Source organism: Enterobacter sp. SENG-6 (assembly GCF_001605945.1).
GTDB classification, from domain to species: domain Bacteria; phylum Pseudomonadota; class Gammaproteobacteria; order Enterobacterales; family Enterobacteriaceae; genus Enterobacter; species Enterobacter cloacae.
Genome location: NZ_LOMM01000004.1, coordinates 87,914 through 113,910, shown reverse-complemented (window position 1 = coordinate 113,910; position 25,997 = coordinate 87,914). Strand labels below are relative to the sequence as shown.

General features: G+C 55.7%; 18 protein-coding genes, 3 tRNA genes and 1 pseudogene. 14 read left to right on the top strand and 8 right to left on the bottom strand.

Annotated features, from left to right (window positions below; all coding sequences use genetic code 11):
• Positions 1 to 35: 35 nt before the first annotated feature.
• The 4 genes and pseudogenes from AX755_RS02860 to AX755_RS25670 form a co-directional block, all read right to left on the bottom strand.
• Positions 36 to 1,076, bottom strand: coding sequence for an NADP(H)-dependent aldo-keto reductase (locus AX755_RS02860; RefSeq protein WP_013098556.1), 1,041 nt, complete (start codon positions 1,074 to 1,076; stop codon positions 36 to 38).
• 132 nt (positions 1,077 to 1,208) lie between these two features.
• Complete coding sequence (locus AX755_RS02855; RefSeq protein WP_013098555.1) at positions 1,209 to 1,427, bottom strand: YgdI/YgdR family lipoprotein; 219 nt, start codon at positions 1,425 to 1,427, stop codon at positions 1,209 to 1,211.
• Between the two features lie 128 nt (positions 1,428 to 1,555).
• Positions 1,556 to 2,248, bottom strand: coding sequence for a DNA mismatch repair endonuclease MutH (gene mutH / locus AX755_RS02850; protein WP_013098554.1), 693 nt, complete (start codon positions 2,246 to 2,248; stop codon positions 1,556 to 1,558).
• A gap of 154 nt (positions 2,249 to 2,402) precedes the next feature.
• Positions 2,403 to 2,489: pseudogene (locus AX755_RS25670) on the bottom strand (hypothetical protein); the annotation flags it as partial.
• 442 nt (positions 2,490 to 2,931) lie between these two features.
• Here AX755_RS25670 and rppH point away from each other — a divergent pair.
• From rppH to recD, 12 genes are all read left to right on the top strand, one after another.
• Entirely contained in the window at positions 2,932 to 3,462 is a 531-nt protein-coding gene (rppH, locus tag AX755_RS02845; protein ID WP_013098553.1) for an RNA pyrophosphohydrolase, read from the top strand.
• Positions 3,463 to 3,474: 12 nt separating this feature from the next.
• On the top strand, positions 3,475 to 5,721 hold the full coding sequence (ptsP, locus tag AX755_RS02840; RefSeq protein WP_020689338.1) for a phosphoenolpyruvate--protein phosphotransferase: 2,247 nt from the start codon (positions 3,475 to 3,477) through the stop codon (positions 5,719 to 5,721).
• A 347-nt stretch (positions 5,722 to 6,068) separates the two neighbouring features.
• Positions 6,069 to 6,944, top strand: a complete 876-nt coding sequence (gene lgt / locus AX755_RS02835; RefSeq protein WP_013098551.1) for a prolipoprotein diacylglyceryl transferase — start codon at positions 6,069 to 6,071, stop codon at positions 6,942 to 6,944.
• A gap of 6 nt (positions 6,945 to 6,950) precedes the next feature.
• Positions 6,951 to 7,745, top strand: a complete 795-nt coding sequence (gene thyA, locus AX755_RS02830) for a thymidylate synthase (protein ID WP_062856241.1) — start codon at positions 6,951 to 6,953, stop codon at positions 7,743 to 7,745.
• A 184-nt stretch (positions 7,746 to 7,929) separates the two neighbouring features.
• The gene (locus AX755_RS02825) at positions 7,930 to 8,394 is read left to right on the top strand and encodes a prepilin peptidase-dependent protein (RefSeq protein ID WP_047351683.1); all 465 of its coding nucleotides are present in this window, start codon (positions 7,930 to 7,932) and stop codon (positions 8,392 to 8,394) included.
• Positions 8,385 to 8,948, top strand: coding sequence for a prepilin peptidase-dependent protein (locus AX755_RS02820; protein ID WP_029883213.1), 564 nt, complete (start codon positions 8,385 to 8,387; stop codon positions 8,946 to 8,948). The genes AX755_RS02825 and AX755_RS02820 overlap by 10 nt, the downstream gene beginning before the upstream one ends.
• Positions 8,945 to 9,346 carry a DUF2509 family protein gene (locus tag AX755_RS02815; protein WP_029883212.1) on the top strand — a complete coding sequence of 134 codons (402 nt, stop codon included), beginning with the start codon at positions 8,945 to 8,947 and terminating at the stop codon, positions 9,344 to 9,346. The genes AX755_RS02820 and AX755_RS02815 overlap by 4 nt, the downstream gene beginning before the upstream one ends.
• A complete protein-coding gene (locus tag AX755_RS02810) occupies positions 9,331 to 9,654 on the top strand; it encodes a prepilin-type N-terminal cleavage/methylation domain-containing protein (RefSeq protein WP_038420517.1) in 324 nt (107 codons plus the stop codon). Before AX755_RS02815 ends, AX755_RS02810 begins: the two co-directional genes overlap by 16 nt.
• Before the next feature lie 12 nt (positions 9,655 to 9,666).
• Positions 9,667 to 13,041 carry an exodeoxyribonuclease V subunit gamma gene (recC, locus tag AX755_RS02805; RefSeq protein ID WP_062856240.1) on the top strand — a complete coding sequence of 1,125 codons (3,375 nt, stop codon included), beginning with the start codon at positions 9,667 to 9,669 and terminating at the stop codon, positions 13,039 to 13,041.
• A 140-nt stretch (positions 13,042 to 13,181) separates the two neighbouring features.
• Entirely contained in the window at positions 13,182 to 16,064 is a 2,883-nt protein-coding gene (gene ptrA / locus AX755_RS02800) for a pitrilysin (RefSeq protein ID WP_062856239.1), read from the top strand.
• Positions 16,061 to 19,603 (top strand): exodeoxyribonuclease V subunit beta, encoded by a 3,543-nt coding sequence (recB, locus tag AX755_RS02795; protein WP_062856238.1) that lies wholly within the window; start codon positions 16,061 to 16,063, stop codon positions 19,601 to 19,603. Before ptrA ends, recB begins: the two co-directional genes overlap by 4 nt.
• Positions 19,600 to 21,420, top strand: coding sequence for an exodeoxyribonuclease V subunit alpha (recD, locus tag AX755_RS02790; protein WP_062856237.1), 1,821 nt, complete (start codon positions 19,600 to 19,602; stop codon positions 21,418 to 21,420). Before recB ends, recD begins: the two co-directional genes overlap by 4 nt.
• Before the next feature lie 54 nt (positions 21,421 to 21,474).
• Here the strand turns inward: recD and argA are convergent, their stop codons facing one another.
• On the bottom strand, positions 21,475 to 22,806 hold the full coding sequence (argA, locus tag AX755_RS02785) for an amino-acid N-acetyltransferase (RefSeq protein WP_013098542.1): 1,332 nt from the start codon (positions 22,804 to 22,806) through the stop codon (positions 21,475 to 21,477).
• Between the two features lie 227 nt (positions 22,807 to 23,033).
• Between argA and amiC the strand changes: the two genes are divergently transcribed.
• Positions 23,034 to 24,287 carry an N-acetylmuramoyl-L-alanine amidase AmiC gene (amiC, locus tag AX755_RS02780; protein WP_062856236.1) on the top strand — a complete coding sequence of 418 codons (1,254 nt, stop codon included), beginning with the start codon at positions 23,034 to 23,036 and terminating at the stop codon, positions 24,285 to 24,287.
• Positions 24,288 to 24,375: 88 nt separating this feature from the next.
• Here amiC and AX755_RS02775 read toward each other — a convergent pair.
• The 3 genes from AX755_RS02775 to AX755_RS02765 all read right to left on the bottom strand — a co-directional run bounded on the left by AX755_RS02775 (position 24,376) and on the right by AX755_RS02765 (position 24,673).
• A tRNA-Met gene (locus AX755_RS02775) sits at positions 24,376 to 24,452 on the bottom strand.
• 33 nt (positions 24,453 to 24,485) lie between these two features.
• Positions 24,486 to 24,562: transfer RNA gene (locus tag AX755_RS02770), tRNA-Met, on the bottom strand.
• A gap of 34 nt (positions 24,563 to 24,596) precedes the next feature.
• Positions 24,597 to 24,673 (bottom strand) — tRNA-Met (locus AX755_RS02765).
• A gap of 209 nt (positions 24,674 to 24,882) precedes the next feature.
• Here AX755_RS02765 and mltA point away from each other — a divergent pair.
• Complete coding sequence (gene mltA / locus AX755_RS02760; protein WP_013098540.1) at positions 24,883 to 25,980, top strand: murein transglycosylase A; 1,098 nt, start codon at positions 24,883 to 24,885, stop codon at positions 25,978 to 25,980.
• The last annotated feature ends 17 nt before the right edge of the window (positions 25,981 to 25,997 follow it).

Genomic DNA, 25,997 nt, shown 5'->3' with positions numbered 1-25,997 from the left:
CCTAAAAACGGCAACCAGGTTGCCGTTTGCTTTTATCACGGTGCCGGGTAGGTGTATACCTGATGCACCGCTTCAATCTCTGCTAATACCTCTTCGCTCAGATTCAGATGGAAACTCTCGATATTCGTTTTCAGCTGTTCCATGGTCGTTGCGCCCAGCAGAGTGCTGGCAACAAACGGCTGACGACGCACGAAGGCCAGAGCCATCTGAGCCGGATCAAGACCGTGACGTTTCGCGATATCCACATAGGCCGCCACGGCTTTTTGTGTCTGCTCACCGCTGTAGCGGGTAAAGCGGCTGAACAAGGTGTTACGCGCTCCGGCAGGTTTCGCGCCGTTAAGGTATTTCCCTGTCAACGTACCAAAGCCCAGACATGAATAGGCGAGCAATTCCACCTCTTCGTATTGCGTCACTTCGGCCAGACCCACTTCATAGCTGCGGTTGAGCAGGCTGTATGGGTTCTGGATGGTGACGATGCGGGGCAGGTCATGTTTGTCCGCCAGGTGCAGATAGCGCATCACGCCAAAGGCCGTTTCGTTAGAGACACCGATGTAGCGGATTTTTCCCGCTCGCTGGCATTCGGCCAGGGCTTCCAGCGTTTCCAGTAGCGTAACGGCCGGGGCGCTCTCATTCCAGCTATAACCCAGCTTTCCAAAGCAGTTAGTGGGGCGCTGCGGCCAGTGAACCTGATAGAGATCGAGATAGTCGGTTTGCAGGCGCTTCAGGCTGGCATCCAGCGCGGCGCGGATATTTTTGCGATCGAGGATCTGGTTTGGACGGATCCCGGCATCGTTGTTGCGTGCGGGGCCGCTGACTTTTGACGCAACAACCAGCTTTTCGCGATTCCCGCGTTTGGCGAGCCAGTTGCCGACGTAGGTTTCGGTAAGCCCCTGCGTTTCCGGACGAGGCGGTACAGGGTACATCTCTGCAACATCAATCAGGTTAATGCCCTGGCTGACGGCATAATCGAGTTGTGCATGGGCATCGGCTTCGCTGTTTTGTTCACCAAATGTCATCGTGCCCAACCCCAGTTGGCTTATTTCCAGAGCGCTGTGGGGGATACGGTGATAATGCATAGCCGGCTTCCTTCATTAGAAATACAGACCACGTCAGGAACCTCCCGACAAAGGAATATAAACATGGCAGAGGGGAAGCAAAAGGGGAAGAAAAAAATCAAAAAGGCCAGCAAGCCACTGACCTTTATCTGTTTATCGCTCGATAATCTGCGAAACTTCGTCGCGATTGATCTGCATTTTATTACCCTGCTGGTCATGGTAGCTGACCAGGCCAGTATCATCGTCGACTTCAGGTTTACCGTCGGTCAGGATCATCCGGCCATCTTTCGTCGCCATAACGTAATCGCTGCTACAGCCCGATACCGCAAACGCTAAACCCACTGCTGAAATCAACACTGCCCATTTTTTCATCGTTATCGTCCTCACCTGGCTCGTATCAAATCATAGTGTAGTATTAACCTGATATATCGAAAGGAGAAAGGGGGAAAATCTTAAATCCCCGTCGATTATGTTTGATAGTTCGCAAAATGAGTAAAAAACTATGTTTTCAGTAAGAAATGGCGAGCCAGCAGCGCACCTGTGAAGTTCTTTTTGAGATAAAAGCCGCGCGGCAACGTGAGTATCGGTTCGCCCTTGGCGCCAATAGCCTCGGTGAGGGCTTTGCTGTTGGCCGCTTTCGGACGCAGCTGTAAAACTTCTCCGTGTCGGGCCGTGATGCGCTCTACCTGTCCAAGGACGATCATATCCATCAGCTCTTCCCAGTCCAGCCTTAGCTGCCGCTCTTCATCTTCATCGGGACTCCAGAGCAGCGGCGCGCCTACCCGGCGTTCAGCCAGCGGGATCTGGCGTTCACCCTCAACCGGAACCCAGAGTACGCGCTTGAGTTTATGGCGAACATGGCTGGTTTCCCACGTCACGCCGGTATTCCCGGTTAACGGCGCCACGCAGACAAAGGTGGTTTCAAGGGGCTTTCCCAGACGGTCTATGGGAATGGTTTTTAGCTCAACGCCCAGAGCCGCAAAATCCTGCTCGGGTTTACTCCCCGCACTAGCCCCCAGCCACAGCTCAAGCAACATGCCGATCCAGCCCTTATCCCGTTTCAGATCCTTTGGGATCGGCAACCCTGCCATCGCTGCCAGTTCGCCAAGCGAAAAGCCCGCCAGACGCTGGGCCTGCCCAAGCAGCTGGGCTTCGCTTGTTGGGGGAGAAAGCATGGGTGAGAGCGCAAGCATGACGGCAACCTTTTGATTAAAAAATAAACTAAGAAACTATCCCCTGTGGATAGAGTTTAACTTTTTCTATACGAATATGCCATGTGCATGATTTCTAGGTTTTTTTAGTCATGAAAGACCGTTCTTTATGAAACGAAAAACGGGTTGTTCAATTCTGGTCACTGACAATAAACAGGATCTTACACCATGTTATCCACAGAAAAGTGGGATAACTGGGAATAACCCTGACTACTGTTTCAATTTACAGCCTTGACGTGCGACGAAAATCGAATTTTCACACAAATTGTGCCTAACTTATTGGCACAATCTGTGGATAAAACCGACGCTGTTCGATCTTTCATCAGCATAACGATCATAGGTGTGATGATCATCACGTAATTCCTTCCTGGGGCGCTAAAAACAGAGCTAATTAAATGAATATTATAGGAATGTTTTCAGCGGGTGACACGGTGTAGCGAGGGGCTCTTCAGGTTGTTCATCGGTAATTCCACACTTCTTCACAACTATATCCACAGAAAAGGTGAATAAAATTGCCCTTGTTGTCGCTTATCTGTTTATAACTCTGCGCATATTTGTGAGTTATTCAAATGTTATTAGGTTGCAGGCCTGTAAGAGAGTGGTTTACCGCCTCCCTGTAGTGTGAAACAATCATTCATATATCAGATTTAGTTTGGGGTAGTCCGGTGATTGATGACGATGGCTACCGCCCGAACGTAGGAATAGTAATTTGTAATCGTCAGGGCCAGGTGATGTGGGCCCGGCGATATGGTCAGCACTCCTGGCAGTTTCCGCAAGGCGGGATCAACCCAGGGGAGTCCCCAGAACAAGCGATGTACCGGGAGCTGTTTGAAGAGGTCGGTTTGAGCCGAAAAGATGTTCGCATCCTGGCTTCGACCCGCAACTGGTTGCGTTACAAGTTACCGAAACGTTTGGTGCGTTGGGACACAAAGCCGGTTTGTATCGGCCAGAAACAGAAGTGGTTTCTGTTGCAATTGGTGGGCAACGATTCAGATATCAATATGCAAACCAGCAGTACGCCGGAGTTTGATGGCTGGCGCTGGGTGAGTTACTGGTATCCTGTTCGTCAGGTCGTGTCATTTAAACGCGATGTTTACCGTAGGGTGATGAAAGAGTTCGCAAGTGTTGTCATGCAGCTTCAGGAGATCCCGCCTAAGCCGCAGAGCGCACCTGCCTGGCGACGTAAAAGAGGTTAAGCTACGCAAATCATGCTCACCCGCTTGCGAGAAATAGTCGAGAAAGTGGCCAGTGCGCCTCGTCTGAACGAGGCGCTGAATATTCTGGTCACTGACATCTGTCTTGCGATGGAAACTGAAGTCTGTTCGGTGTATCTGGCCGATCATGACCGACGTTGCTACTACCTGATGGCGACCCGTGGTTTAAAAAAACCACGTGGTCGTACCGTTACGCTCGCCTTTGATGAAGGTATCGTAGGCCTGGTGGGGCGACTGGCTGAACCCATCAACCTTGCCGACGCGCAAAAGCACCCCAGCTTTAAATACATTCCCTCCGTAAAAGAAGAGCGTTTCCGCGCCTTCCTGGGCGTACCGATCATCCAGCGTCGTCAACTGCTTGGCGTACTGGTCGTTCAGCAGCGCGAACTGCGTCAGTATGACGAAAGCGAAGAGTCTTTCCTCGTGACGCTAGCCACGCAGATGGCTGCGATCCTCTCTCAGTCTCAGCTTGCCGCCCTGTTTGGGCAGTACCGTCACACGCGTATTCGTGCGCTGCCGGCCTCGCCTGGCGTGGCGATTGCTGAAGGCTGGATGGACGCCACCCTGCCGCTGATGGAGCAGGTGTACGAAGCCTCAACGCTGGATGAAGCGCTTGAGCGCGAGCGCCTCACCGCGGCGCTGGAAGAGGCGGCCAACGAATTTCGGCGTTACAGCAAACGCTTTGCCGCCGGGGCGCAAAAAGAGACGGCGGCCATTTTTGACCTCTATTCGCACCTGCTCTCCGATGCGCGTCTGCGCCGTGAGCTTTTTGCCGAGGTTGATAAAGGTGCCGTAGCGGAATGGGCCGTTAAAAAGGTCATCGAAAAATTTGCGGAGCAATTTGCCGCACTGACAGACGGTTACCTGAAAGAGCGTGCGGGAGATTTACGTACACTCGGCCAGCGACTGCTGTTCCACCTTGATGACACGATCCAGGGGCCGAATGCCTGGCCAAAACGCTTTGTGCTGGTTGCCGATGAACTGTCCGCGACCACGCTGGCGGAGCTGCCGCAGGACAGGCTGGCAGGTGTAGTGGTGCGCGATGGCGCAGCTAACTCCCATGCGGCTATTATGGTTCGTGCCCTGGGTATCCCCACCGTTATGGGGGCCGATATTCAGCCCTCGGTGCTGCACCGACGCACGCTGGTGGTGGATGGCTATCGCGGTGAGCTCCTGGTCGATCCTGAGCCGGTCCTGCTCCAGGAATACCAGCGCCTTATCAGTGAAGAGAATGAATTAAGCAAGCTGGCGGAAGATGACGTCGACCTGCCTGCACAGCTCAAAAGCGGCGAGCGCATCAAAGTTATGCTCAACGCAGGGTTAAGCCCCGAGCATGAAGAGAAGCTCGGCAGCCGCATTGATGGCATCGGCTTATATCGCACTGAAATCCCGTTCATGCTGCAAAGCGGCTTTCCCTCAGAAGAGGAGCAGGTCGCACAGTATCAGGGCATGTTGCAGATGTTTAACGACAAGCCGGTTACCCTGCGTACCCTGGACGTTGGGGCGGATAAACAGCTGCCGTATATGCCAATCAGTGAAGAAAACCCGTGCCTGGGCTGGCGTGGGATCCGCATTACGCTGGATCAGCCTGAGATCTTCCTGATCCAGGTGCGCGCCATGCTGCGCGCGAATGCGGCGACCGGGAACCTCAGCATTTTACTGCCTATGGTCACCAGCATTGATGAGATCGACGAAGCGCGACGGTTGATCGAACGTGCAGGCCGTGAAGTCGAAGAGATGATCGGTTACGCGATCCCCAAACCGCGGATCGGGGTGATGCTCGAAGTGCCATCCATGGTCTTCATGCTGCCGCAGCTGGCGAACCGGGTCGACTTTATCTCTGTCGGGACCAACGATCTGACGCAGTATATTCTGGCCGTCGATCGTAACAACACGCGTGTTGCCAGTATTTATGACAGCCTGCATCCGGCCATCATTCGGGCGCTGGCGATGATTGCCCGTGAAGCGGAGCAATACGGTATCGATTTGCGGCTGTGTGGCGAAATGGCCGGGGATTCAATGTGCGTTGCGATCCTCATCGGCCTGGGGTATCGCCATCTGTCGATGAACGGCCGCGCTGTCGCACGTGTGAAGTACCTGCTGCGCCATATTGACATCGAGGATGCCCGCGAGCTGGCCGAGCGCAGTCTTGAAGCGCAACTGGCAACAGAAGTGCGTCATCAGGTCGCCGCGTTTATGGAGCGACGTGGCATGGGCGGCCTGATCCGCGGTGGCCGCTGAAGTTTTTATCTCTCTACCTGTAGGCTGAGGGATCCACAATGGTTCATAAACAGAAGCAATAACGCTGCTCTCAGAATGACCACCAGAGCTGTATGTTCCCCCTCACCCCAGCCCTCTCCCAGGAGGAGAGGGAACCGTCCGTGCGTAATTTTTCGGTGGGGATCCCTCTGCCCCGTGGGAGAGGGCAACATCCCACACCATCCTCTATACACATCTTTTACATCTCTGGCGCATCCTCCGCGTCCGCCTTGTGCTATGATTCGCAACTTTGGAGCCTCTGCTGACTGCCGGGGCGCATCTCTACCGCTGTCCACTTTCAGCGGAATAACAACATCTTGTGGTGACAGATGAACAGTGGTTATCTGCATTTTCCGGAATTTGATCCGGTCATTTTCTCAGTAGGACCCGTTTCGCTTCACTGGTACGGTCTGATGTACCTGGTGGGCTTCATTTTTGCTATGTGGCTTGCTGGCCGTCGCGCCAGTCGTCCTGGCAGCGGCTGGACCAAAAACGAAGTCGAAAACCTGCTTTACGCGGGCTTCCTCGGTGTGTTCCTTGGTGGGCGTATTGGCTATGTCCTGTTCTATAACCTCCCGGTATTCCTCAACGATCCGCTCTATCTGTTCCGCGTCTGGGACGGGGGGATGTCCTTCCATGGCGGCCTGATTGGTGTGATTCTGGTGATGGTGATTTTTGCCAAACGCACCAAACGCAACTTCTTCCAGGTATCGGATTTTATCGCGCCATTGATTCCGTTTGGTCTGGGGGCTGGTCGTCTGGGCAACTTTATCAACGGCGAGCTGTGGGGACGTGTCGACCCGAGCGTTTCCTTTACTATGCTGTTCCCGGGCTCGCGCGCGGAAGACCTGGCGCTGCTGCCGTCTCATCCTGAATGGCAATCCATTTTTGATACGTACGGCGTTCTGCCGCGTCACATGTCTCAGCTCTATGAACTGGCGCTGGAAGGCGTGGTGCTGTTTATCATCCTGAATCTGTTTATCCGCAAACCGCGCCCGATGGGGGCTGTCTCCGGCCTGTTCCTGATTGGCTACGGTGCGTTCCGTATCATCGTTGAGTTCTTCCGCCAGCCGGATGCGCAGTTCACCGGCGAGTGGGTACAGTACATCAGCATGGGGCAAATCCTCTCCATTCCGATGATCGTGGCGGGTGCCATTATGATGATTTGGGCGTATCGTCGTCGTCCACAGCAACAACTTTCCTGAGGAACCATGAAACAGTATCTTGAATTGATGAAAAAAGTGCTCGACGAGGGCACGCCGAAAAATGACCGTACCGGAACCGGCACGCTCTCCATTTTTGGCCACCAGATGCGCTTCAACCTGCAAGAAGGCTTCCCCCTGGTGACGACAAAGCGCTGCCACCTGCGCTCGATCATTCATGAACTGCTCTGGTTCCTGCAAGGCGATACCAACGTTGCCTATCTGCACGAAAACAATGTCTCTATCTGGGACGAATGGGCAGATGAAAACGGCAATCTGGGCCCGGTGTACGGCAAGCAGTGGCGTGCGTGGCCAACGCCTGATGGCCGCCATATTGACCAGATCACCACCGTGATGAACCAGCTGAAAAACGACCCGGACTCGCGCCGTATTATCGTTTCTGCCTGGAACGTGGGTGAGCTGGATAAAATGGCGCTGGCACCGTGCCATGCGTTCTTCCAGTTCTATGTGGCTGATGGCAAACTTTCCTGCCAGCTTTACCAGCGCTCTTGCGATGTCTTCCTCGGCCTGCCGTTTAACATCGCCAGCTATGCGCTGTTAGTACATATGATGGCCCAGCAGTGCAATCTGGAAGTGGGCGATTTTGTCTGGACCGGTGGGGATACGCACCTGTACAGTAACCACATGGAACAGACGCATCTCCAGCTGACCCGTGAGCCGCGTGCACTGCCGAAGCTGATTATCAAACGTAAACCGGAATCGATCTTCGATTACCGCTTTGACGACTTCGAGATTGAGGGATACGACCCGCATCCTGGCATCAAAGCGCCTGTCGCAATCTGATACAGCAAATCGTTACATAACCGGCGCATTTACGCGCCGGTTTTTTTTCGTCTGTACTCTGTTTCCCGAGGCGTTGTCCAGTCGGCGTGCAACGCGTTGCAACGGATAACATTCTCTGGATAACGCCTCGTAAAACCCCGAATTGCGGCTCGTCATGTTCACGGCGTTTCGCCACACTCCCGGCATGAAAAAAGAGCACGGCTTTACGCTTATCGAAACTCTGGTTGCCATTTCGCTGGTCATTATCCTCAGCGCGACAGGGCTCGCCGGCTGGGACAACTGGCAACAGCGGCAGAGGTTGTGGCAGGTCGCCTGTCAGGTCCGCGACTATCTGGTGTTTCTGCGAAACGATGCCAATCGTCACAACCGTGACCACCTGATCACGCTTCAGCAGGACGACAGAGGCGCCTGTTTGATGAGCTCTGCAGTGCAGGGCTGTGAGAACAACAGCCCGTATGTGCTCAGACCGTTGTGGCCTGACGTCGTGCTAAGGGAGGTTACGCCTTCATTAGGATTCTATGGATTAAGGGACACGGCGTGGGCAGGGCGGATACGCGTACAGAGCAGGGCAGGAGAATGGATGATTGTCGTCTCAAACGGAGGGCGTATCAGGATGTGCACTGTTGCAGGGGAAAACTCATGCCGATGAACCAGCACGGCTTCTCACTCACAGAGGTGCTGATTGCAATGGCGATCAGCAGCATTCTGTTACTCAGCACGTCGCGTTTTTTACCGGAGCTGCAACGGGCAGTTTTGCTGCAATCCAGGGCGCAGGAGCGTGAAGAAGAGATCTGGCAACGCCTGTTCGCCATTGGCAAGCAGTTACAGCGCGCGGGGTATTGCGCGGGTAATTGTCAGGGGCAGAGCCTGACCATCGGCAGGGAGGGAAGCTGTGTGATTGTCCGGTGGGATGCAAACAGTAACGGCAACTGGGACACCTCAGCATCGGATAACGAAAGTACGGGGTTTCGTCTGGAATCAGGCGCGCTGGAAACCCTGCGTGGCACGACGGGGTGTGAAGGAAAAGGATGGGAGAAGCTTACCGACCCGGCCCGGCTTATGATCCACACATTTGTGGTACGTAAACATGAGCACCCGGGATTTGCGCCAGCATTCTATCTCGAGTTGACCGCCAGCGGGGTGAATGATAAGCACGCTGCCCCTTACCAGGTTCGCTATGGCGTTACGGGGTTTAACTTGTGAACCGCCAGAATGGGATTGCCTCACTGACGCTGGTTCTGCTGTTACTGGTGTTAGGCACACTGATCCTGACCGGCCTTAACCAGCAACTCATAACATTTACCATGCTGGTTGGCGACGAGAGCCGCGCCATCCAGCAGCAGGCAGCCACGCAGTCTGCGCTGGAGTGGGGGCGCGTTCAGCGCTGGTCGTTGCAGCCTGATGTACAGTGCAAACAGAGACAAACGCAACGTGTTTGTTTGCGTGTACTGAATGAGTCGCAGGTGTTACTCATCGCTGGAGATGGAGAGCTGTTGCTCTGGCGTGGCGGGGAGATTGTCAACGGGCACATACGCTTTTTACCTCATGGCTGGAGTGATTTTTGCCCGCTAAAGGAGCGTGCGTTATGTCGGTTGCCGTAAAGAATGAAAAGGGGTTCAGCATGGTCGACGTGTTGCTGGCGATGCTGCTGCTGGTGGCGATCGTCACGGCGCTGTCCGGCTATCACCGGGCGCTGGCTTCCCGCTTTGCCCTGTTTAGCCAGTATCGTCAGCTCTGGCACATCGCCTGGACGCAGTCGCAGATGGATGCTGGTGCGCTGCCAGCAGGCTGGCAGATAAACCGGATGCAGACAACGCAGTCTGGATGTGTCAGCATCACGGTTACACTTATTTCTCCTCTGGGTCGACGCGGTGAGATGACGCGTCTGCATTGCCCGGTTAGCCAGTAGTCGGGAGCGTCTATGTTAAGGGTCTACCACTCAAATCGTCTGGATGTGCTGGAAGCGCTGATGGAATTTATCGTTGAGCGCGAGCGGCTCGACGATCCGTTTGAGCCTGAAATGGTGCTGGTGCAGAGCACCGGTATGGCACAATGGCTGCAGATGTCGCTTTCCCGTAAATTTGGCATCGCGGCGAATATCGATTTTCCGCTTCCCGCGAGCTTTATCTGGGAGATGTTTGTCCGCGTGTTGCCTGACATCCCGGAGCAGAGCGCGTTTAACAAACAGAGCATGAGCTGGAAGCTGATGGCGCTTTTGCCAGATATGCTCACGCATGATGAGTTTGCCATGCTGCGCCACTACCTGCATGACGATACCGACAAACGCAAGCTGTTCCAGCTGGCATCACGTACCGCGGATCTCTATGACCAGTATTTAGTGTATCGTCCGGAATGGCTGACTCGCTGGGAGGCGGGTGAGTTAGTGGAAGGTCTGCCGGAGGCGCAGGTCTGGCAGGCGCCGCTGTGGAAAGCGCTGGTGGAGCATACCGAAAAACTGGGTCAACCCAAGTGGCACCGTGCGAACCTCTACCAACGGTTCATCTCCATACTGGAAAATAGCACTGACCGACCGGCCCGGCTGCCCTCCCGCGTATTTATCTGCGGTATTTCCGCCTTGCCACCCGTCTACCTGGATGCGCTGAAAGCGCTCGGAAAACACACCGACATCCATATTCTGTTTACTAACCCCTGCCGCCATTACTGGGGCGACATTCAGGATGACCGGTGGCTTTCGCGGCTTGTGACGCGCCAGCGGCGACGTCTCTTTGAAGAACGCACGGTGCCCTTGTTTAAAGACAGCGCCTCTGCCGCGCAGCTTTTTGATGAGCAGGGCATTCAGAACCTGCCAAACCCGCTGCTTGCCTCTTGGGGCAAGCTGGGCCGGGACTATATTCATATGCTCTCTGATATCACCTCGTCAGGCGAAGGCGACGTGGATGCGTTTGTTGAAATCACGCCGGACAGCCTGCTGCACAATATCCAGTCCGATATTCTGGATCTGGAAAATCGCGCGGTGATGGGCGTGACGGCCGAAGAATTTGAACGCAGCGACACGAAACGGAGACTGGATCCCGACGATCGCAGTATCACGGTGCATGTTTGCCACAGTGCGCAGCGTGAAGTCGAAGTCCTGCACGATCAGTTGCTCGCCATGCTGCAGGACGATCCTGACCTGACACCGCGTGATATCGTGGTGATGGTGGCGGATATCGACAGCTACAGCCCCTTTATTCAGGCCGTTTTCGGCAGTGCGACGGGAGAGCGCTACCTGCCTTATGCCATCTCTGACCGTCGGGCTCGCCAGTCTCACCCGGCCTTGCAGGCATTCGTTACCCTGCTGTCACTGCCCGACAGCCGCTTCATTTCCGAAGATGTCCTGGCATTGCTCGATGTCCCCGTGCTGGCCGCTCGTTTCAACATTAACGAAGAGGGGTTGCGCTACCTTCGTCAGTGGGTAAACGAGTCTGGCGTACGTTGGGGGATCGATGACGACAACGTACAGGAGTTTGAGCTTCCCCCTACCGGGCAGCACACCTGGCAGTTTGGTCTGACGCGTATGCTGCTGGGGTATGCCATGGAAAGCAGCCAGGGCGAGTGGAACGAGGTCCTGCCTTATGATGAGTCCAGCGGGCTCATCGCGGAGCTTGTCGGGCATTTAGCCTCGCTGCTGATGCAGCTTAACCGCTGGCGACGTGCGCTAATGCAGCCGCGTCCGCTGGAGGAGTGGCTGCCGGTTTGCCGGGAACTGCTCAATGATTTCTTCCTGCCGGACAGTGACACGGAAGCCGCAATGGCGCTGATTGAAACACAGTGGCAGGCGATAGTCGATGAGGGGGTGAACTCCCACTATAACGAAGCGATCCCGCTTGCGCTTCTGCGGGACGAATTGACCCTGCGCCTCGATCAGGAGCGTATCAGCCAGCGCTTCCTTGCCGGGCCGATCAATATCTGCACGCTGATGCCCATGCGTTCCATTCCCTTCAAAGTGGTGTGTCTGCTTGGTATGAATGACGGTGTTTATCCGCGAGCCCTGCCGCCGCTGGGCTTTGATCTCATGAACCCGGCACCGAAGCGGGGCGACCGTAGCCGTCGTGATGATGACCGCTACCTCTTCCTTGAGGCGCTTATTTCCGCGCAGAACAAGCTTTACATCAGCTATATCGGTCGGTCGATTCAGGACAACAGCGAGCGTTTTCCCTCTGTTCTGGTGCAGGAACTGGTGGACTATATCGGACAGAGCCACTACCTGCCGGGGGATGAAGAACGTAACTGCGATGAGAGCGACCAGCGGGTGAAAGCGCATATCACCTGTTGTCACAGCCGTATGCCGTTTGACCCGATGAACTACGTCGCCAGCGAATTGCAGAGCTATGCCCAGGAGTGGCTCCCCGCGGCGAAGAAAGAGGGGAGGGCGCACAGCGATTTCATTCAGGAGCTCGACGCGCGGCCCATTGAAACCCTGACCTTCGAACAACTGCAGCGGTTTTGGGCGCATCCGGTACGCGCCTTCTTCCAGCAGCGGTTGCAGGTAAATTTCCGCTCGGAAGAGAGCGAAATTCCTGACGCAGAACCGTTTACGCTGGAAGGGCTGGAACGTTATCAGTTAAACCTCCAGCTGCTGAATGCGCTGGTGGAGCAGGAAGATGCTGACAAACTGTTCCGCCGCTATCGCGCTGCGGGGCAATTACCGTATGGTGCGTTTGGGGAGATCGTCTGGGAGGCGCAGTGCACAGAGATGAAGGCGCTTGCCGAGCGTGTTATCGAATGCCGACAGCCGGGAACAAGCCTCGAAATCGACCTCAACTGCAACGGTATCCAGCTGACGGGCTGGCTGACGCAGGTTCAACCGGACGGGCTGCTGCGCTGGCGGCCTTCCATGCTGAGCGTTTCACAGGGTTTGCAACTCTGGCTCGAACATCTTGTCTACAGTGCTGGCGGTAACCAGGGTGAAAGCCGGATGTTTGTACGCAAGGAGGCCGAGTGGCGTTTCCCGCCAATGGAGCCGGAGCAGGCGTTACATTACTTATCCTTGTACATTGAAGGTTACCGTCAGGGGATGAACAAGCCGCTGCTGCTGCTGCCTGAAAGTGGCGGGGCGTGGATAAAAGCCTGTTATGACGCGCAGAATGATGCGATGTTAACGGATGACGCTTCACTGCAGAAAGCGCGGAGTAAATTTGTTCAGGCCTGGGAAGGTAACATGATGGTCCGTGGTGAAGGCGATGATGTCTGGTATCAACGGTTATGGCGAACGCTTGAGCCAGAATACTTTGAGACCATCACGGAAGAGGCACAACGTTACCTGTTACCGTTGTTCAAATTTAATCAGTCCTGAGCGCTGTATAAAAATTGCGCAGTAAAGGGTGTTCATTTATGATGCACCTGCTATCACGGACTGATGTACAGAAAGAAAGAGATGCTGGCGTGTCCAGCACGAAGTTTGTTAATGATGTAGCCGTGATAAAGAGGTCGTTAATGCCAGGCAGCACCTTGTTCAAAGCGTTTGTTTTGTTTGTCGCCCTTTGGGCTCCCGTCACTCAGGCAGACTCCGGTTGGCAACCCGTCCAGGAAACTATCCGTAAAAGCGAAAAAGATACCCGTCAGTATCAGGCTGTCCGCCTTGATAACGGGATGACCGTGCTGCTGGTTTCCGATCCGCAGGCGGTGAAATCCCTCTCGGCGCTCGTGGTACCCGTTGGGTCGCTGGAAGATCCCGAAGCGCACCCGGGTCTTGCGCACTATCTGGAACATATGACGCTGATGGGGTCCAAAAAATACCCCCAGCCTGATAGCCTCTCCGAATTTCTGAAAATGCATGGCGGCAGCCACAACGCCAGTACAGCACCGTATCGGACGGCGTTTTATCTGGAAGTCGAAAATGATGCGCTGGAAGGGGCGGTGGATCGTCTCGCCGATGCCATTGCCGCACCGCTGCTGGATAAAAAATATGCTGACCGTGAACGTAATGCCGTCAATGCTGAATTGACCCTGGCCCGCACGCGAGACGGTATGCGCATGGCGCAGGTGAGCGCCGAAACCATCAACCCGGCGCACCCTGGATCCCGTTTTTCCGGGGGTAACCTCGAGACGCTGAGTGACAAACCAAACAGCCCGGTGCTTGATGCGTTGCACGCGTTTCGCGACAAATACTACTCCGCAAACCTGATGAAAGCGGTTATCTACAGCAACAAACCGTTGCCAGAACTGGCTGCCATGGCGGCGCAGACCTTTGGACGGGTACCAAATAAAAACATCGACCTGCCGCAGATAAACGTACCGGTTGTCACCGACGCGCAGAAAGGGATCGTGATCCACTACGTGCCCGCACTGCCGCGCAAGGTGTTACGCGTTGAGTTCCGCATTGATAACAATACCGCACAGTTCCGCAGTAAAACGGATGAACTGGTCACCTATCTTATTGGTAACCGCAGCCCGGGAACGCTTTCTGACTGGCTGCAAAAGCAGGGGCTGGTGGAAGGGATCCGTGCCGACTCCGATCCAGTGGTTAACGGCAACAGCGGTGTGCTGGCGATTTCCGCCACCCTGACCGACAAAGGGCTGGCGCACCGTGATGAGGTGGTCGCGGCTATCTTCAGCTATCTCTCGTTGCTGCGCGATAAAGGCGTCGATAAACGCTACTTTGACGAACTGGCACACGTGCTGGATCTCGATTTCCGCTATCCGTCCATTACCCGCGACATGGACTATGTTGAGTGGCTGGCGGATACCATGATCCGCGTGCCGGTTGAACATACCCTGGACGCGGTCAACATTGCCGACCAGTACGACGCTGAGGCGATAAAAGCGCGCCTGGCAATGATGACCCCACAGAATGCCCGTATCTGGTACATCAGCCCGAACGAGCCGCATAACAAAACGGCCTATTTCGTGGATGCCCCTTACCAGGTGGATAAAATCAGTGAGCAAACATTCGCAAACTGGCAGAAAAAGGCCAGCGAGATCGCGTTGAAGCTGCCGGAGCTGAATCCCTACATCCCGGATGATTTCTCCCTGATTAAAACCGCGAAAGCGTACCCACACCCGCAGCTTATTGTTGATGAGCCGACGTTGCGCGTGGTGTACACCCCAAGCCACTACTTCGCCAGCGAGCCAAAAGCCGATGTCAGCGTTGTTCTTCGCAACCCGAAAGCGATGGATAGCGCCAAAAATCAGGTGATGTTTGCGCTCAATGACTATCTGGCCGGTATCGCACTTGACCAGCTCAGCAACCAGGCCGCCGTAGGTGGGATCAGCTTCTCTACCAACGCCAATAACGGACTGATGGTCAATGCAAACGGCTATACCCAGCGTCTGCCTCAGTTGTTCCAGGCGTTGCTGGAGGGCTATTTCAGCTACACGCCAACGGAAGAGCAGTTTGAGCAGGCGAAGTCCTGGTATGCGCAGATGATGGATTCCGCTGAGAAAGGCAAGGCGTACGATCAGGCGATTATGCCGGCGCAGATGCTGTCGCAAATCCCTTATTTCCAGCGTGAAGATCGCCGGGCGCTGCTGCCATCCATCACATTAAAAGAGGTGCTGGCCTACCGCGACGCGCTGAAAACTAACACGCGTCCGGAGTTTCTTATCGTCGGCAACATGAGCGAGGACCAGGCCAAAACGCTGGCGGAGAACGTACGTCAGCAGCTCGGTTCAAAAGGCGAAGAGTGGTGCCGTAACCAGGACGTGCTGGTTGAGAAAAAACAGAATGTGATTTTTGAAAAAGCAGGTAACAGCACGGATTCCGCGCTGGCCGCCGTGTTTGTTCCTACGGGCTATGATGAATTTGCCAGCTCTGCGCAGAGTGCCGTTCTGGGACAAATTATACAGCCGTGGTTCTACAATCAGCTGCGCACAGAAGAGCAGCTTGGCTACGCGGTCTTTGCATTCTCCATGAACGTTGGCCGCCAGTGGGGGCTGGGTTTCCTGCTGCAGAGCAGCGATAAACAGCCCGCTTATCTCTGGCAGCGTTACCAGGCTTTCTTCCCGCAAGCGGAAGCTAAACTGCGAGCCATGAAGCCGGATGAGTTTGCCCAAATCCAGCAGGCCGTCATCGCACAGGTGATGCAGCCGCCTCAGACGCTGGGTGAAGAAGCATCCCAACTGAGCAAAGATTTCGATCGCGGTAATCTGAAATTTGATTCGCGTGATAAAGTAGTGGCCGAGATAAAACAGCTGACGCCTCAGAAGGTTGCCGACTTCTTCCATCAGGCGGTGGTTAAACCGCAGGGAATAGCCATTCTGTCTCAGGTTTCTGGTAGCCAGAACGGAAAAACGGACTACGTTAACCCGAAAGGCTGGAAAATCTGGAAGAGCGTCAGCGCCCTGCAGCAATCTATGCCCTGGAGTAAGAAAGAATGACCGACACCGCTGAGTCCCTTGATCCCTTACGTTTACCTCTGCAGGGTGAACGATTGATTGAAGCCTCAGCGGGAACGGGAAAAACCTTCACCATTGCCGCGCTTTATCTGCGTCTGTTGCTGGGCCTTGGCGGCCAGGCCGCTTTTCCGCGTCCGTTAAGCGTGGAGGAGCTGCTGGTGGTGACCTTCACCGAGGCCGCCACCGCTGAGCTGCGCGGCCGTATCCGTGCCAATATTCATGAACTGCGTATCGCCTGTCTGCGCGAAAGCACGGATAACCCACTCTACGCGAGCCTGTTGGAAGAGATTGCCGATAAACAGCAGGCCGCACAGTGGCTGCTTCTGGCTGAACGGCAAATGGACGAGGCCTCTGTCTTCACCATCCACGGTTTTTGCCAGCGCATGCTGAGCCTGAATGCGTTTGAATCCGGCATGCTGTTTGAACTGCAGCTTATTGAAGATGAGTCTGAGCTTCGCTACCAGGCCTGTGCTGATTTCTGGCGTCGCCACTGCTATCCGTTACAGCGGGACATCGCCGAAGCGGTACATGCGTTGTGGAAAGGCCCTGAGGAGCTTCTGCGCGCCATTGAGCGCTATCTGCAGGGGGAGGCCCCGGTCATTAAATCTCCACCGCCTGCGGATGAAACGCTGGCCTCGCGCCATGAAAAAATCGTCGCAAAGATTGCTGCCGTTAAGCAAAAATGGATTGAGTCTGTCGGCGAGATCGACGCCATTATCGAAAACTCCGGGATCGACAGGCGCAAGTTTAACCGTGGCAATCAGGGGAAATGGATCGATAAGATCACTGCCTGGGCGCAGGAAGAGACGCGCGGTTACCAGCTCCCGGATGCGCTGGAAAAATTTTCCCGGCGTTTTCTGGTTGAGCGAACCAAAGCCGATGGCATTGTCCCAGAACACCCGCTGTTTGTTGAGATTGAAACCCTGCTGGCAGAGCCATTAACCCTTAACGACCTGATGATCACTCGCGCCATGGCGGAGATCCGTGAAGCGGTGTCGCGTGAGAAACGCCGCCGGGGTGAGCTGGGCTTTGACGATATGCTAAGTCGCCTGGACGCGGCGTTGTGCAGTGAAAATGGCGAGGCGCTTGCCGCCGCCATCCGCACGCGCTTTCCGGTGGCGATGATTGACGAATTTCAGGATACCGATCCCCAGCAGTACCGCATTTTCCGCCGCATCTGGCGACAGCAGCCCAACACGGCACTGTTGCTCATTGGCGATCCCAAACAGGCCATTTATGCCTTCCGTGGCGCGGATATTTTCACTTACATGAAAGCCCGCAGCGAGGTTGAAGCGCACTACACCCTGGACACCAACTGGCGCTCCTCGCCGGGGATGGTGGAGAGCGTCAATGCGCTCTTCAGCCGCATGGATTCGGCGTTTATGTTCAGGGAGATTCCCTTCCAGCCGGTAAAGTTCGCCGCCAGAAATGCTTCGTTGCGCTTTGAATTCAACGGCGTGAACCAGCCCGCCATGAATTTCTGGCTGCTGGACGGCGAGGGGTGCGGCGTTACGGACTATCAACATGCGATGGCTCAGCACTGCGCCGCGCAGATCCGGGACTGGCTCAGCGCAGGTACGCGCGGTGAGGCGTTGCTTTGGAAGGGGGACACATCAGCCCCGGTAAAAGCATCCGATATTACGGTGCTGGTGCGCAGCCGTCAGGAGGCGGCGCTTATCCGTGATGCCCTGACGTCACTGAACATCCCGTCCGTGTATCTCTCTAACCGCGATAGCGTCTTTGAAACGCTGGAAGCGCAGGAGATGCTGTGGGTGCTGCAGGCTGTGCTGGCGCCGGAGCGGGAAAGCACCCTTCGCAGCGCGCTGGCAAGCAGCATGCTGGGACTGAACGCGCGCGATATTGATGCGCTAAATTGCGACGAAGCCGCCTGGGATGCGGTGGTCGAAGAGTTTGTGCAGTACCGCGAGCGCTGGCAAAAACGCGGCGTGATGGCGATGCTGCGTGAACTGATGAGGCAGCGTCACATTGCCGAGAATATGCTCGCCACAGCGGGCGGCGAGCGCCGTCTGACCGATATTTTGCATATCAGCGAACTGTTGCAGGAGGCGGGCACGCAGCTGGAGAGCGAGCATGCCCTGGTGCGCTGGCTGGCGCAGCAAATTGCCGATCCGAACAGTAACTCGTCGAGCCAGCAGATGCGTCTTGAGAGTGATAAGCACCTGGTGCAAATCGTCACCATTCACAAGTCGAAAGGCCTGGAGTATCCGCTGGTCTGGCTGCCTTTTATCGCCAATTATCGGGTGCAGGATCAGGCTTTTTATCACGATCGCGAGTCGTTCGAAGCGGTGCTCGATCTCAGCAAAGCAGAGTCCAGCGTAGAACTGGCCGAGGCCGAGCGCCTGGCGGAAGATTTACGCTTGCTCTATGTGGCCCTGACCCGCTCGGTCTGGCACTGCAGTCTGGGTATCGCTCCGCTATTCCGCCGCCGTGGCGAAAAGGCAGGCGATACCGATTTTCATCTGAGCGCGCTGGGCAGGCTGATTCAGCTTGGTGAGCCAAAAGATGCTGCCGGGCTGCGTCAGTGTATTGAAACACTGTGCGGGGAACATATTGCCCTGCATATCCCGTCGCAACCCGATAACAGTCGCTGGCAGTTGCCAGAACAGCAGACAACCGACCTGCAGGCCCGGCAGATTACGCGAACCGTTGCAGACGACTGGCGCGTGACCAGCTATTCCGGTTTACAGCAGCACGGGCAGAGCATTGCGCAGGATCTGATGCCTAAGCTTGACGTGGATGCCGCAGGTACCGGCAGTGTGCCGGATGAACCGGTGCTGACCCCTCATCAATTTCCGCGCGGCGCGTCACCGGGCACATTTTTACACAGCCTGTTTGAAGAGCTGGATTTCACGCAACCTGTCTCTGAGGAGTGGGTGCTGAAAATGTTGCAAAGCGGCGGCTACGACGCGCAATGGCAGCCGGTGCTCAGCGAATGGATCACCGCTATCCTTCACGCCCCGCTCACGGCACAGGGTGTTTCGCTCAGCCAACTGACCGCCAGAGATAAGCAGGTGGAGATGGAATTTTATCTCCCCATCGCCAGCCCGCTAAGAGCCGAGGCACTGGATGCGCTGATCCGCGAGCACGACCCGCTATCCGCCGGTTGCCCGCCACTTAACTTCCGTCAGGTTCAGGGGATGCTGAAGGGCTTTATCGATCTGGTGTTCCGCCATGAAGGGCGTTACTACCTGTTGGATTACAAATCGAACTGGTTGGGTGAAAACAGCGAAGCCTATACCCAACAGGCGATGGCCTCTGCCATGCAGATGCATCGTTACGATCTGCAGTACCAGCTGTATACCCTGGCGCTGCATCGCTATCTGCGTCATCGCATTGCAAATTACCGCTACGAAGACCATTTTGGCGGGGTGATTTACCTCTTCCTGCGCGGGGTGGATGCCGCCGATCCGCAGTCTGGTATTTTTAGTACGCGCCCGGACGCGGCACTGATTGAGAAAATGGACAGTTTATTTGCCGCAGGCACGGAGGAGTTGGCATGACGATGCAGGAATTACTGCTGGAAGCCGTAGAACAGCGTTTACTGCGCCATCTTGATGTGCAGTTCGCCATCATGGTGGCTGGCGAGCAGCCGGCCGTGATGCTGGCTGCCGCTATCCTGAGCAACGACGCGGGGGAAGGGCATGTCTGCCTGCCGCTTTCGCGCCTGACCATTGATGAGAAAATGCCTGCGGCTCTTCAGTCCTGTTTTGCCCTGCTGGGCGAGTCGGTAGACTGGCAGAGCGTTTTGCTAAGCTCTCCTGCTGTCAGCAGAGCCGATACCCAGACGCCCATGATCCTTATTGGCGACCGGTTGTACCTTAACCGGCTGTGGCGTAATGAACTGACGGTAGCGCGCTTTTTCAGCGAGACAAATGCGCCGCGTCCCTGCGAAGAAGCGCGGCTCCGGCAAACGCTGGATGCCCTGTTTACCTCAGATGAGGCGACAGACTGGCAGAAAGTGGCGGCGGCCGTTGCCTTAACGCGGCGGATCTCGGTGATCTCGGGCGGACCGGGCACGGGTAAAACCACCACCGTGGCAAAACTGCTTGCCGCGCTGATTCAGCTGTCGGGTGAGCAAAAATGCCGTATTCGCCTGGCGGCGCCCACCGGCAAAGCGGCGGCCAGGCTGACGGAGTCGTTAGGTGGCGCGCTGCAAAAACTGCCGCTCACGCAGGAACAGCTTGCGCTTTTCCCCAATGAAGCCAGCACCCTGCACCGGCTACTGGGTGCCCAGCCGGGCAGCCAGCGCCTGCGTTACCACGCCGGAAACCCGCTGCATCTTGACGTGCTGGTGGTGGATGAAGCGTCGATGATCGACCTGACGATGATGTCGCGGCTGATTGACGCCTTACCTCCCCACGCGCGCGTAATTTTCCTTGGCGATCGTGACCAGCTTGCCTCGGTGGAAGCCGGGGCCGTACTGGGCGATATCTGCACGTATGCGAGTCTTGGGTATACCGCGGAACGTGCTGAGGAGTTAGCCCGCCTCACTGGATGTTCGCTCGTAGCCGAAAGTCAGTCTCTCGCGGCGGCGCTGCGAGACAGCCTCTGTCTGCTGCAAAAAAGCTACCGTTTCGGGAGTGATTCCGGCATTGGCCAACTGGCGGCGGCCGTGAACAGAGGGGATCGGCATGCGACCAGTGCCGTTTTTGACGGCAGCTTCAGTGATATTGAGAAGAAATCGCTGCAAACCGGGGAAGAGTATCAGGCGATGCTGGATGATGCCCTGCTGGGCTATCAGCACTTCCTGACGAGCGTGCAGCAGCAACATACGCCTGCGCAGGTCATTGCCGCGTTTGGCGAGTATCAGCTGCTGTGTGCGCTGAGGGAAGGGCCTTTTGGCGTCAGCGGCCTCAACGACAGGCTTGAGCAACTGCTTGCGCAAAAGCGCAAAATCACCCGCACGCCGCATTCACGCTGGTACGAAGGTCGGCCAGTGATGATTTCCCGTAACGATAGCGCGCTGGGGTTGTTTAACGGCGATATTGGCATTGCGCTTGACCGTGGACAGGGGCTGCGCGTCTGGTTCCTGATGCCGGACGGAAGCGTGAAGTCTGTGCAGCCCAGTCGCTTGCCTGAACATGAAACAGCATGGGCGATGACGGTACACAAGTCCCAGGGCTCGGAGTTCAACCATGCGGCGTTGATCCTGCCCACCCAGCTTTCACCCGTGATTACCCGCGAGCTCATCTACACCGCCATCACCCGCGCGCGTCAGCGCTTGTCGCTCTATACCGACGAGCGTGTGCTGGTGCAGGCGATTGCCACCCGTACAGAACGGCGAAGCGGCCTGAGCGCGATATTTGAGTCCCTCTGAATGAGGTGAGAAAGAGAGGCCGGGCCGGCGCAACGCCACCCGGCGAAGGATCTGTTATCCCAGGTCGGCCATCAGCACCTTTGAGCGGCGTTGATAGTTGTACATCTCTTTTTTACTTTCAGGCAGCAAATCAATATCCACAGGCGTAAATCCGCGCTCCTGGAACCAGTGAATGCTGCGCGTGGTCAGGACGAACAGCTTGCTCAGGCCCATCTGGCGCGCCTGAGCCGCCACGCGCTCAAGCAGCATCTCGCCGCGTGAAGAGCTGCGGTAGTCTGGATGGACGGCAACGCAGGCCATTTCGCCGATCTTCTCCTCCGGGAACGGATAGAGCGCGGCGCAGGCGATGGTCAGATTATCGCGCTGGATAATCGTAAATTTGTCGATCTCCATTTCCAGCTGTTCGCGGGAACGGCGTACCAGGATCCCTTGCTGCTCCAGCGGGCGAATTAACTCCAGAATACCGCCGATATCGTTAATGGTGGCGCGGCGGATCTGCTCCGCGCTCTCCATTACAATCTGGGTGCCGATACCGTCGCGGGAGAACAGCTCCTGCAGAAGGGCACCGTCTTCCTGATAGCTGATCAGGTGGCTGCGACGCACGCCGCTGCGGCAGGCTTTCACAGCACCGCGCAGGAAACGGACGGTACCAGAGTAGTAATCTCCCTCGGCTTCCAGCGCTTCCACGCGGGCCTGGGCCTCATTCGGGAAGAGCTCTGGCACGATCACCCCTTCTTCGTTCACGACGCCCTGAGAGGAGCAAAACCCAATCATTTTCTCCGCCTTCAGTTTGATTGCCAGCTGGGTGGCAATCTCTTCTGAAGTGAGGTTAAAGCTCTCGCCGGTTACGGAAACGGCCACCGGCCCCATCAATACAATGGCACCGCTGTCCAGCTGACGATGAATGGCTTCCTCATCAATACGACGAATGCGTCCGCTGTGGCAATAGTCCACCCCGTCGTCCACGCCAAGAGGCTGAGCGATGATGAAATTACCGCTGACGACGTTGATATGCGCCCCCTGAAGCGGCGTGTTGTTCAGGCTCATGGACAGACGCGCGGTGATATCAAGCTGCAGTAGACCCGCTGCCTGTTTCACCAGCTCAAGGGTTTTGGCATCCGTAACGCGGGTATGTTTGTGATAAATCGGCTCGTGATGGTGTGCGGCCAGGTTCGCATCGATCTGCGGACGCGCACCATACACCACCACCAGGCGGATGCCGAGGCTGTGCAGCAGGCCAATGTCATTGACGATGCTGGAAAAGTTTTCATGCTCAATGGCTTCGCCGCCGAGCATGATGACAAACGTTTTTCCCCGATGGGCGTTGATATAGGGAACAGAATGGCGGAATCCCTGGACCAGTTCGGTTCTACGTTCCTTCACCATGGCACAACCCTTAATGAATGTTTATTCGTAATTTCTGTATTTTTATTCGATTGTGGCCGCATGTGCAAGCCTAAATTTTCTGCGACCCACAGAAAATAATAAGTAATCCGTGCGTTAACGTATGATTGTTTACCCTTTTATAGATGACAGTTTATGCGTCATTCGTTAAAGTTTTCGGTCAATTTTGATGTTTTGTCTGTCAATCAGATTTCTTGCTCGGGAGAAGCATGTCGGGATCCAATTCAGCAATAAGCCGCCGCCGTTTGTTAAAAGGGGCAGGGGCGATGTGGCTGCTCAGCGTCAGCCAGGTGGGTCTTGCCGCCACAAGTCAGGTGGTGGCGGTGCGCGTCTGGCCGTCGTCAACCTATACGCGCGTGACGGTGGAATCCAATCGGGTGCTGAAATATAAGCAATTTGCCCTGAGCAACCCTGAGCGTGTGGTGGTAGATCTCGAAGGCGTTAACCTGAACTCCGTTCTGAAGGGGATGGCGGCGCAGATCCGCGGTGACGATCCGTTTATCAAATCGGCGCGCGTTGGGCAGTTTGATCCGCAAACCGTGCGCATGGTGTTTGAACTCAAGCAGAACGTGAAACCGCAGCTGTTCGCCCTTGCGCCTGTGGCATCGTTCAAAGAGCGTCTGGTGATGGATCTCTATCCGGCGAATGCAACGGACATTCAGGATCCGCTCCTGGCGTTACTGGAAGACTACAACCAGGGCAATCTGGAGAAACAGGTTCCGCCTTCGCAAAGTGGTCCGCAGCCCGGAAAAGCAGGGCGCGATCGCCCGATTGTGATCATGCTCGATCCTGGCCACGGCGGAGAAGACTCGGGTGCGGTAGGCAAATACCGGACGCGGGAAAAAGATGTGGTGTTGCAGATTGCCCGCCGTCTGAAGGCGTTAATCGATAGAGAGGGCAACATGCGCGCCTACATGACGCGTAATGAAGACGTCTTTATTCCGTTGAAAGTCCGCGTGGCAAAAGCCCAGAAGCAGCGGGCGGATCTCTTCGTCTCTATCCATGCTGATGCTTTTACCAGCCGTCAGCCGAGTGGATCGTCAGTATTTGCGCTCTCAACCAAAGGGGCAACCAGTACCGCGGCGCGTTACCTCGCGGACACGCAGAACGCCTCGGATCTCATCGGTGGTGTGAGCAAAAGCGGCGACCGCTACGTCGATCACACCATGTTCGACATGGTGCAATCGCTGACCATTACCGACAGCCTGAAGTTTGGTAAAGCGGTACTGGGCAAGCTGGGGCGGGTCAATAAGCTGCACAAAAACAGCGTCGAGCAGGCCGGGTTTGCGGTGCTGAAGGCACCGGATATTCCGTCTATCCTGGTTGAAACGGCGTTTATCAGTAACGTGGAAGAGGAGCGTAAGCTCAAGACGGCCAAATTCCAGCAGGAAGTGGCTGAGTCGATTCTGGCAGGGATCCGGGCGTATTTCTCTGACGGGGCGACGCTGGCACGACGTGGATAATGCTGAACGCCGGGTTAACCCCCGGCAAATTCACAAACGACAGATACAAAAAAACACCCTTAAGGGTGTTTATTGTTTTTAGAAGTATTGGTTGCGGGGGCCGGATTTGAACCGACGACCTTCGGGTTATGAGCCCGACGAGCTACCAGGCTGCTCCACCCCGCGGCACCGTACTGCTTTTACTTCATCAAATTTGATTGGTTGCGGGGGCCGGATTTGAACCGACGACCTTCGGGTTATGAGCCCGACGAGCTACCAGGCTGCTCCACCCCGCGTCACCGTACTGCTTATACTTCATCAAATTTTAATTGGTTGCGGGGGCCGGATTTGAACCGACGACCTTCGGGTTATGAGCCCGACGAGCTACCAGGCTGCTCCACCCCGCGTCCGTGGAAGCGCACTATACTCGGTTAGGTTTGTGATGCAACCCCTTTTTCACATAATTCATTAATTTTGTATGTAAATTGAACGACGTTGAAACCTTTGGACTATTTTTTGCTCAGAATTTGCCAAAGGGCATGTGATTCCGTTTCATTAGAACAGTGGGTTTGTTATCTTCATCACGCGGAAATGGGCAACTTAAAGACGAGATATAATGAAAGGACGTTGGGCAAAGTATCTGATCACGGGCGCAATGGTAGCCATTCTTGCGGCCTGTTCTTCTAAACCGACCGATCGCGGTCAACAGTATAAAGACGGGAAGTTATCCCAGCCTTTCTCTTTAGTTAACCAGCCGGATGCTGTCGGTGCACCGATCAACGCCGGTGATTTCTCCGAGCAGGTTTACCAGATCCGCAATGCGTCGCCGCGCCTGTATGGTGCCCAGAGTAGCGTCTATAACGCGGTGCAGGACTGGCTGCGCGCGGGCGGCGATACGCGCAATATGCGCCAGTTTGGTATCGACGCCTGGCAGATGGAAGGGGCGGACAACTACGGCAACGTGCAGTTTACCGGCTATTACACCCCGGTTATCCAGGCGCGACATACGCGTCAGGGCGAATTCCAGTATCCTATTTATCGTATGCCGCCAAAACGTGGTCGCCTGCCGTCCCGTGCGGAGATCTACGCCGGTGCGCTTAGCGAAAACTACGTCCTGGCTTACAGCAACTCCCTGATGGATAACTTCATCATGGACGTTCAGGGCAGCGGCTACATCGATTTTGGTGACGGTTCTCCGCTGAACTTCTTTAGCTACGCCGGTAAAAACGGCCATGCCTATCGCAGCATTGGTAAAGTGCTGATCGACCGTGGCGAAGTGAAAAAAGAAGATATGTCGATGCAGGCGATCCGCGAGTGGGGCGAAAAACACAGTGAAGCCGAGGTACGCGAGCTGCTGGAGCAGAACCCGTCGTTCGTCTTCTTCAAACCGCAAAACTTTGCGCCGGTGAAAGGGGCGAGCGCCGTGCCGCTGATTGGCCGTGCGTCGGTAGCATCGGATCGTTCCATCATTCCTGCGGGCACCACGCTGCTGGCAGAAGTGCCGCTGCTGGATAATAACGGTAAATTTAACGGCCAGTACGAGCTACGTCTGATGGTGGCACTGGACGTTGGTGGCGCGATTAAAGGCCAGCACTTCGATATTTATCAGGGAATTGGTCCGGATGCCGGTCACCGGGCGGGCTGGTATAACCACTATGGCCGCGTATGGGTGCTGAAGACAGCGCCTGGCGCCGGAAACGTATTCAGCGGCTGATTGTGGTATTCTGAGCG

Bases quoted from the DNA above. Each gene is read 5' to 3' on its own strand.
- AX755_RS02860 (WP_013098556.1), bottom strand. From the start codon at position 1,076: ATGCATTATCACCGTATCCCCCACAGCGCTCTGGAAATAAGCCAACTG.
- AX755_RS02855 (WP_013098555.1), bottom strand. From the start codon at position 1,427: ATGAAAAAATGGGCAGTGTTGATTTCAGCAGTGGGTTTAGCGTTTGCG.
- mutH (WP_013098554.1), bottom strand. From the start codon at position 2,248: ATGCTTGCGCTCTCACCCATGCTTTCTCCCCCAACAAGCGAAGCCCAG.
- ptsP (WP_020689338.1), top strand. From the start codon at position 3,475: ATGCTCACCCGCTTGCGAGAAATAGTCGAGAAAGTGGCCAGTGCGCCT.
- lgt (WP_013098551.1), top strand. From the start codon at position 6,069: ATGAACAGTGGTTATCTGCATTTTCCGGAATTTGATCCGGTCATTTTC.
- thyA (WP_062856241.1), top strand. From the start codon at position 6,951: ATGAAACAGTATCTTGAATTGATGAAAAAAGTGCTCGACGAGGGCACG.
- AX755_RS02825 (WP_047351683.1), top strand. From the start codon at position 7,930: ATGAAAAAAGAGCACGGCTTTACGCTTATCGAAACTCTGGTTGCCATT.
- AX755_RS02820 (WP_029883213.1), top strand. From the start codon at position 8,385: ATGCCGATGAACCAGCACGGCTTCTCACTCACAGAGGTGCTGATTGCA.
- AX755_RS02810 (WP_038420517.1), top strand. From the start codon at position 9,331: ATGTCGGTTGCCGTAAAGAATGAAAAGGGGTTCAGCATGGTCGACGTG.
- recC (WP_062856240.1), top strand. From the start codon at position 9,667: ATGTTAAGGGTCTACCACTCAAATCGTCTGGATGTGCTGGAAGCGCTG.
- ptrA (WP_062856239.1), top strand. From the start codon at position 13,182: ATGCCAGGCAGCACCTTGTTCAAAGCGTTTGTTTTGTTTGTCGCCCTT.
- recB (WP_062856238.1), top strand. From the start codon at position 16,061: ATGACCGACACCGCTGAGTCCCTTGATCCCTTACGTTTACCTCTGCAG.
- recD (WP_062856237.1), top strand. From the start codon at position 19,600: ATGACGATGCAGGAATTACTGCTGGAAGCCGTAGAACAGCGTTTACTG.
- argA (WP_013098542.1), bottom strand. From the start codon at position 22,806: ATGGTGAAGGAACGTAGAACCGAACTGGTCCAGGGATTCCGCCATTCT.
- amiC (WP_062856236.1), top strand. From the start codon at position 23,034: ATGTCGGGATCCAATTCAGCAATAAGCCGCCGCCGTTTGTTAAAAGGG.
- mltA (WP_013098540.1), top strand. From the start codon at position 24,883: ATGAAAGGACGTTGGGCAAAGTATCTGATCACGGGCGCAATGGTAGCC.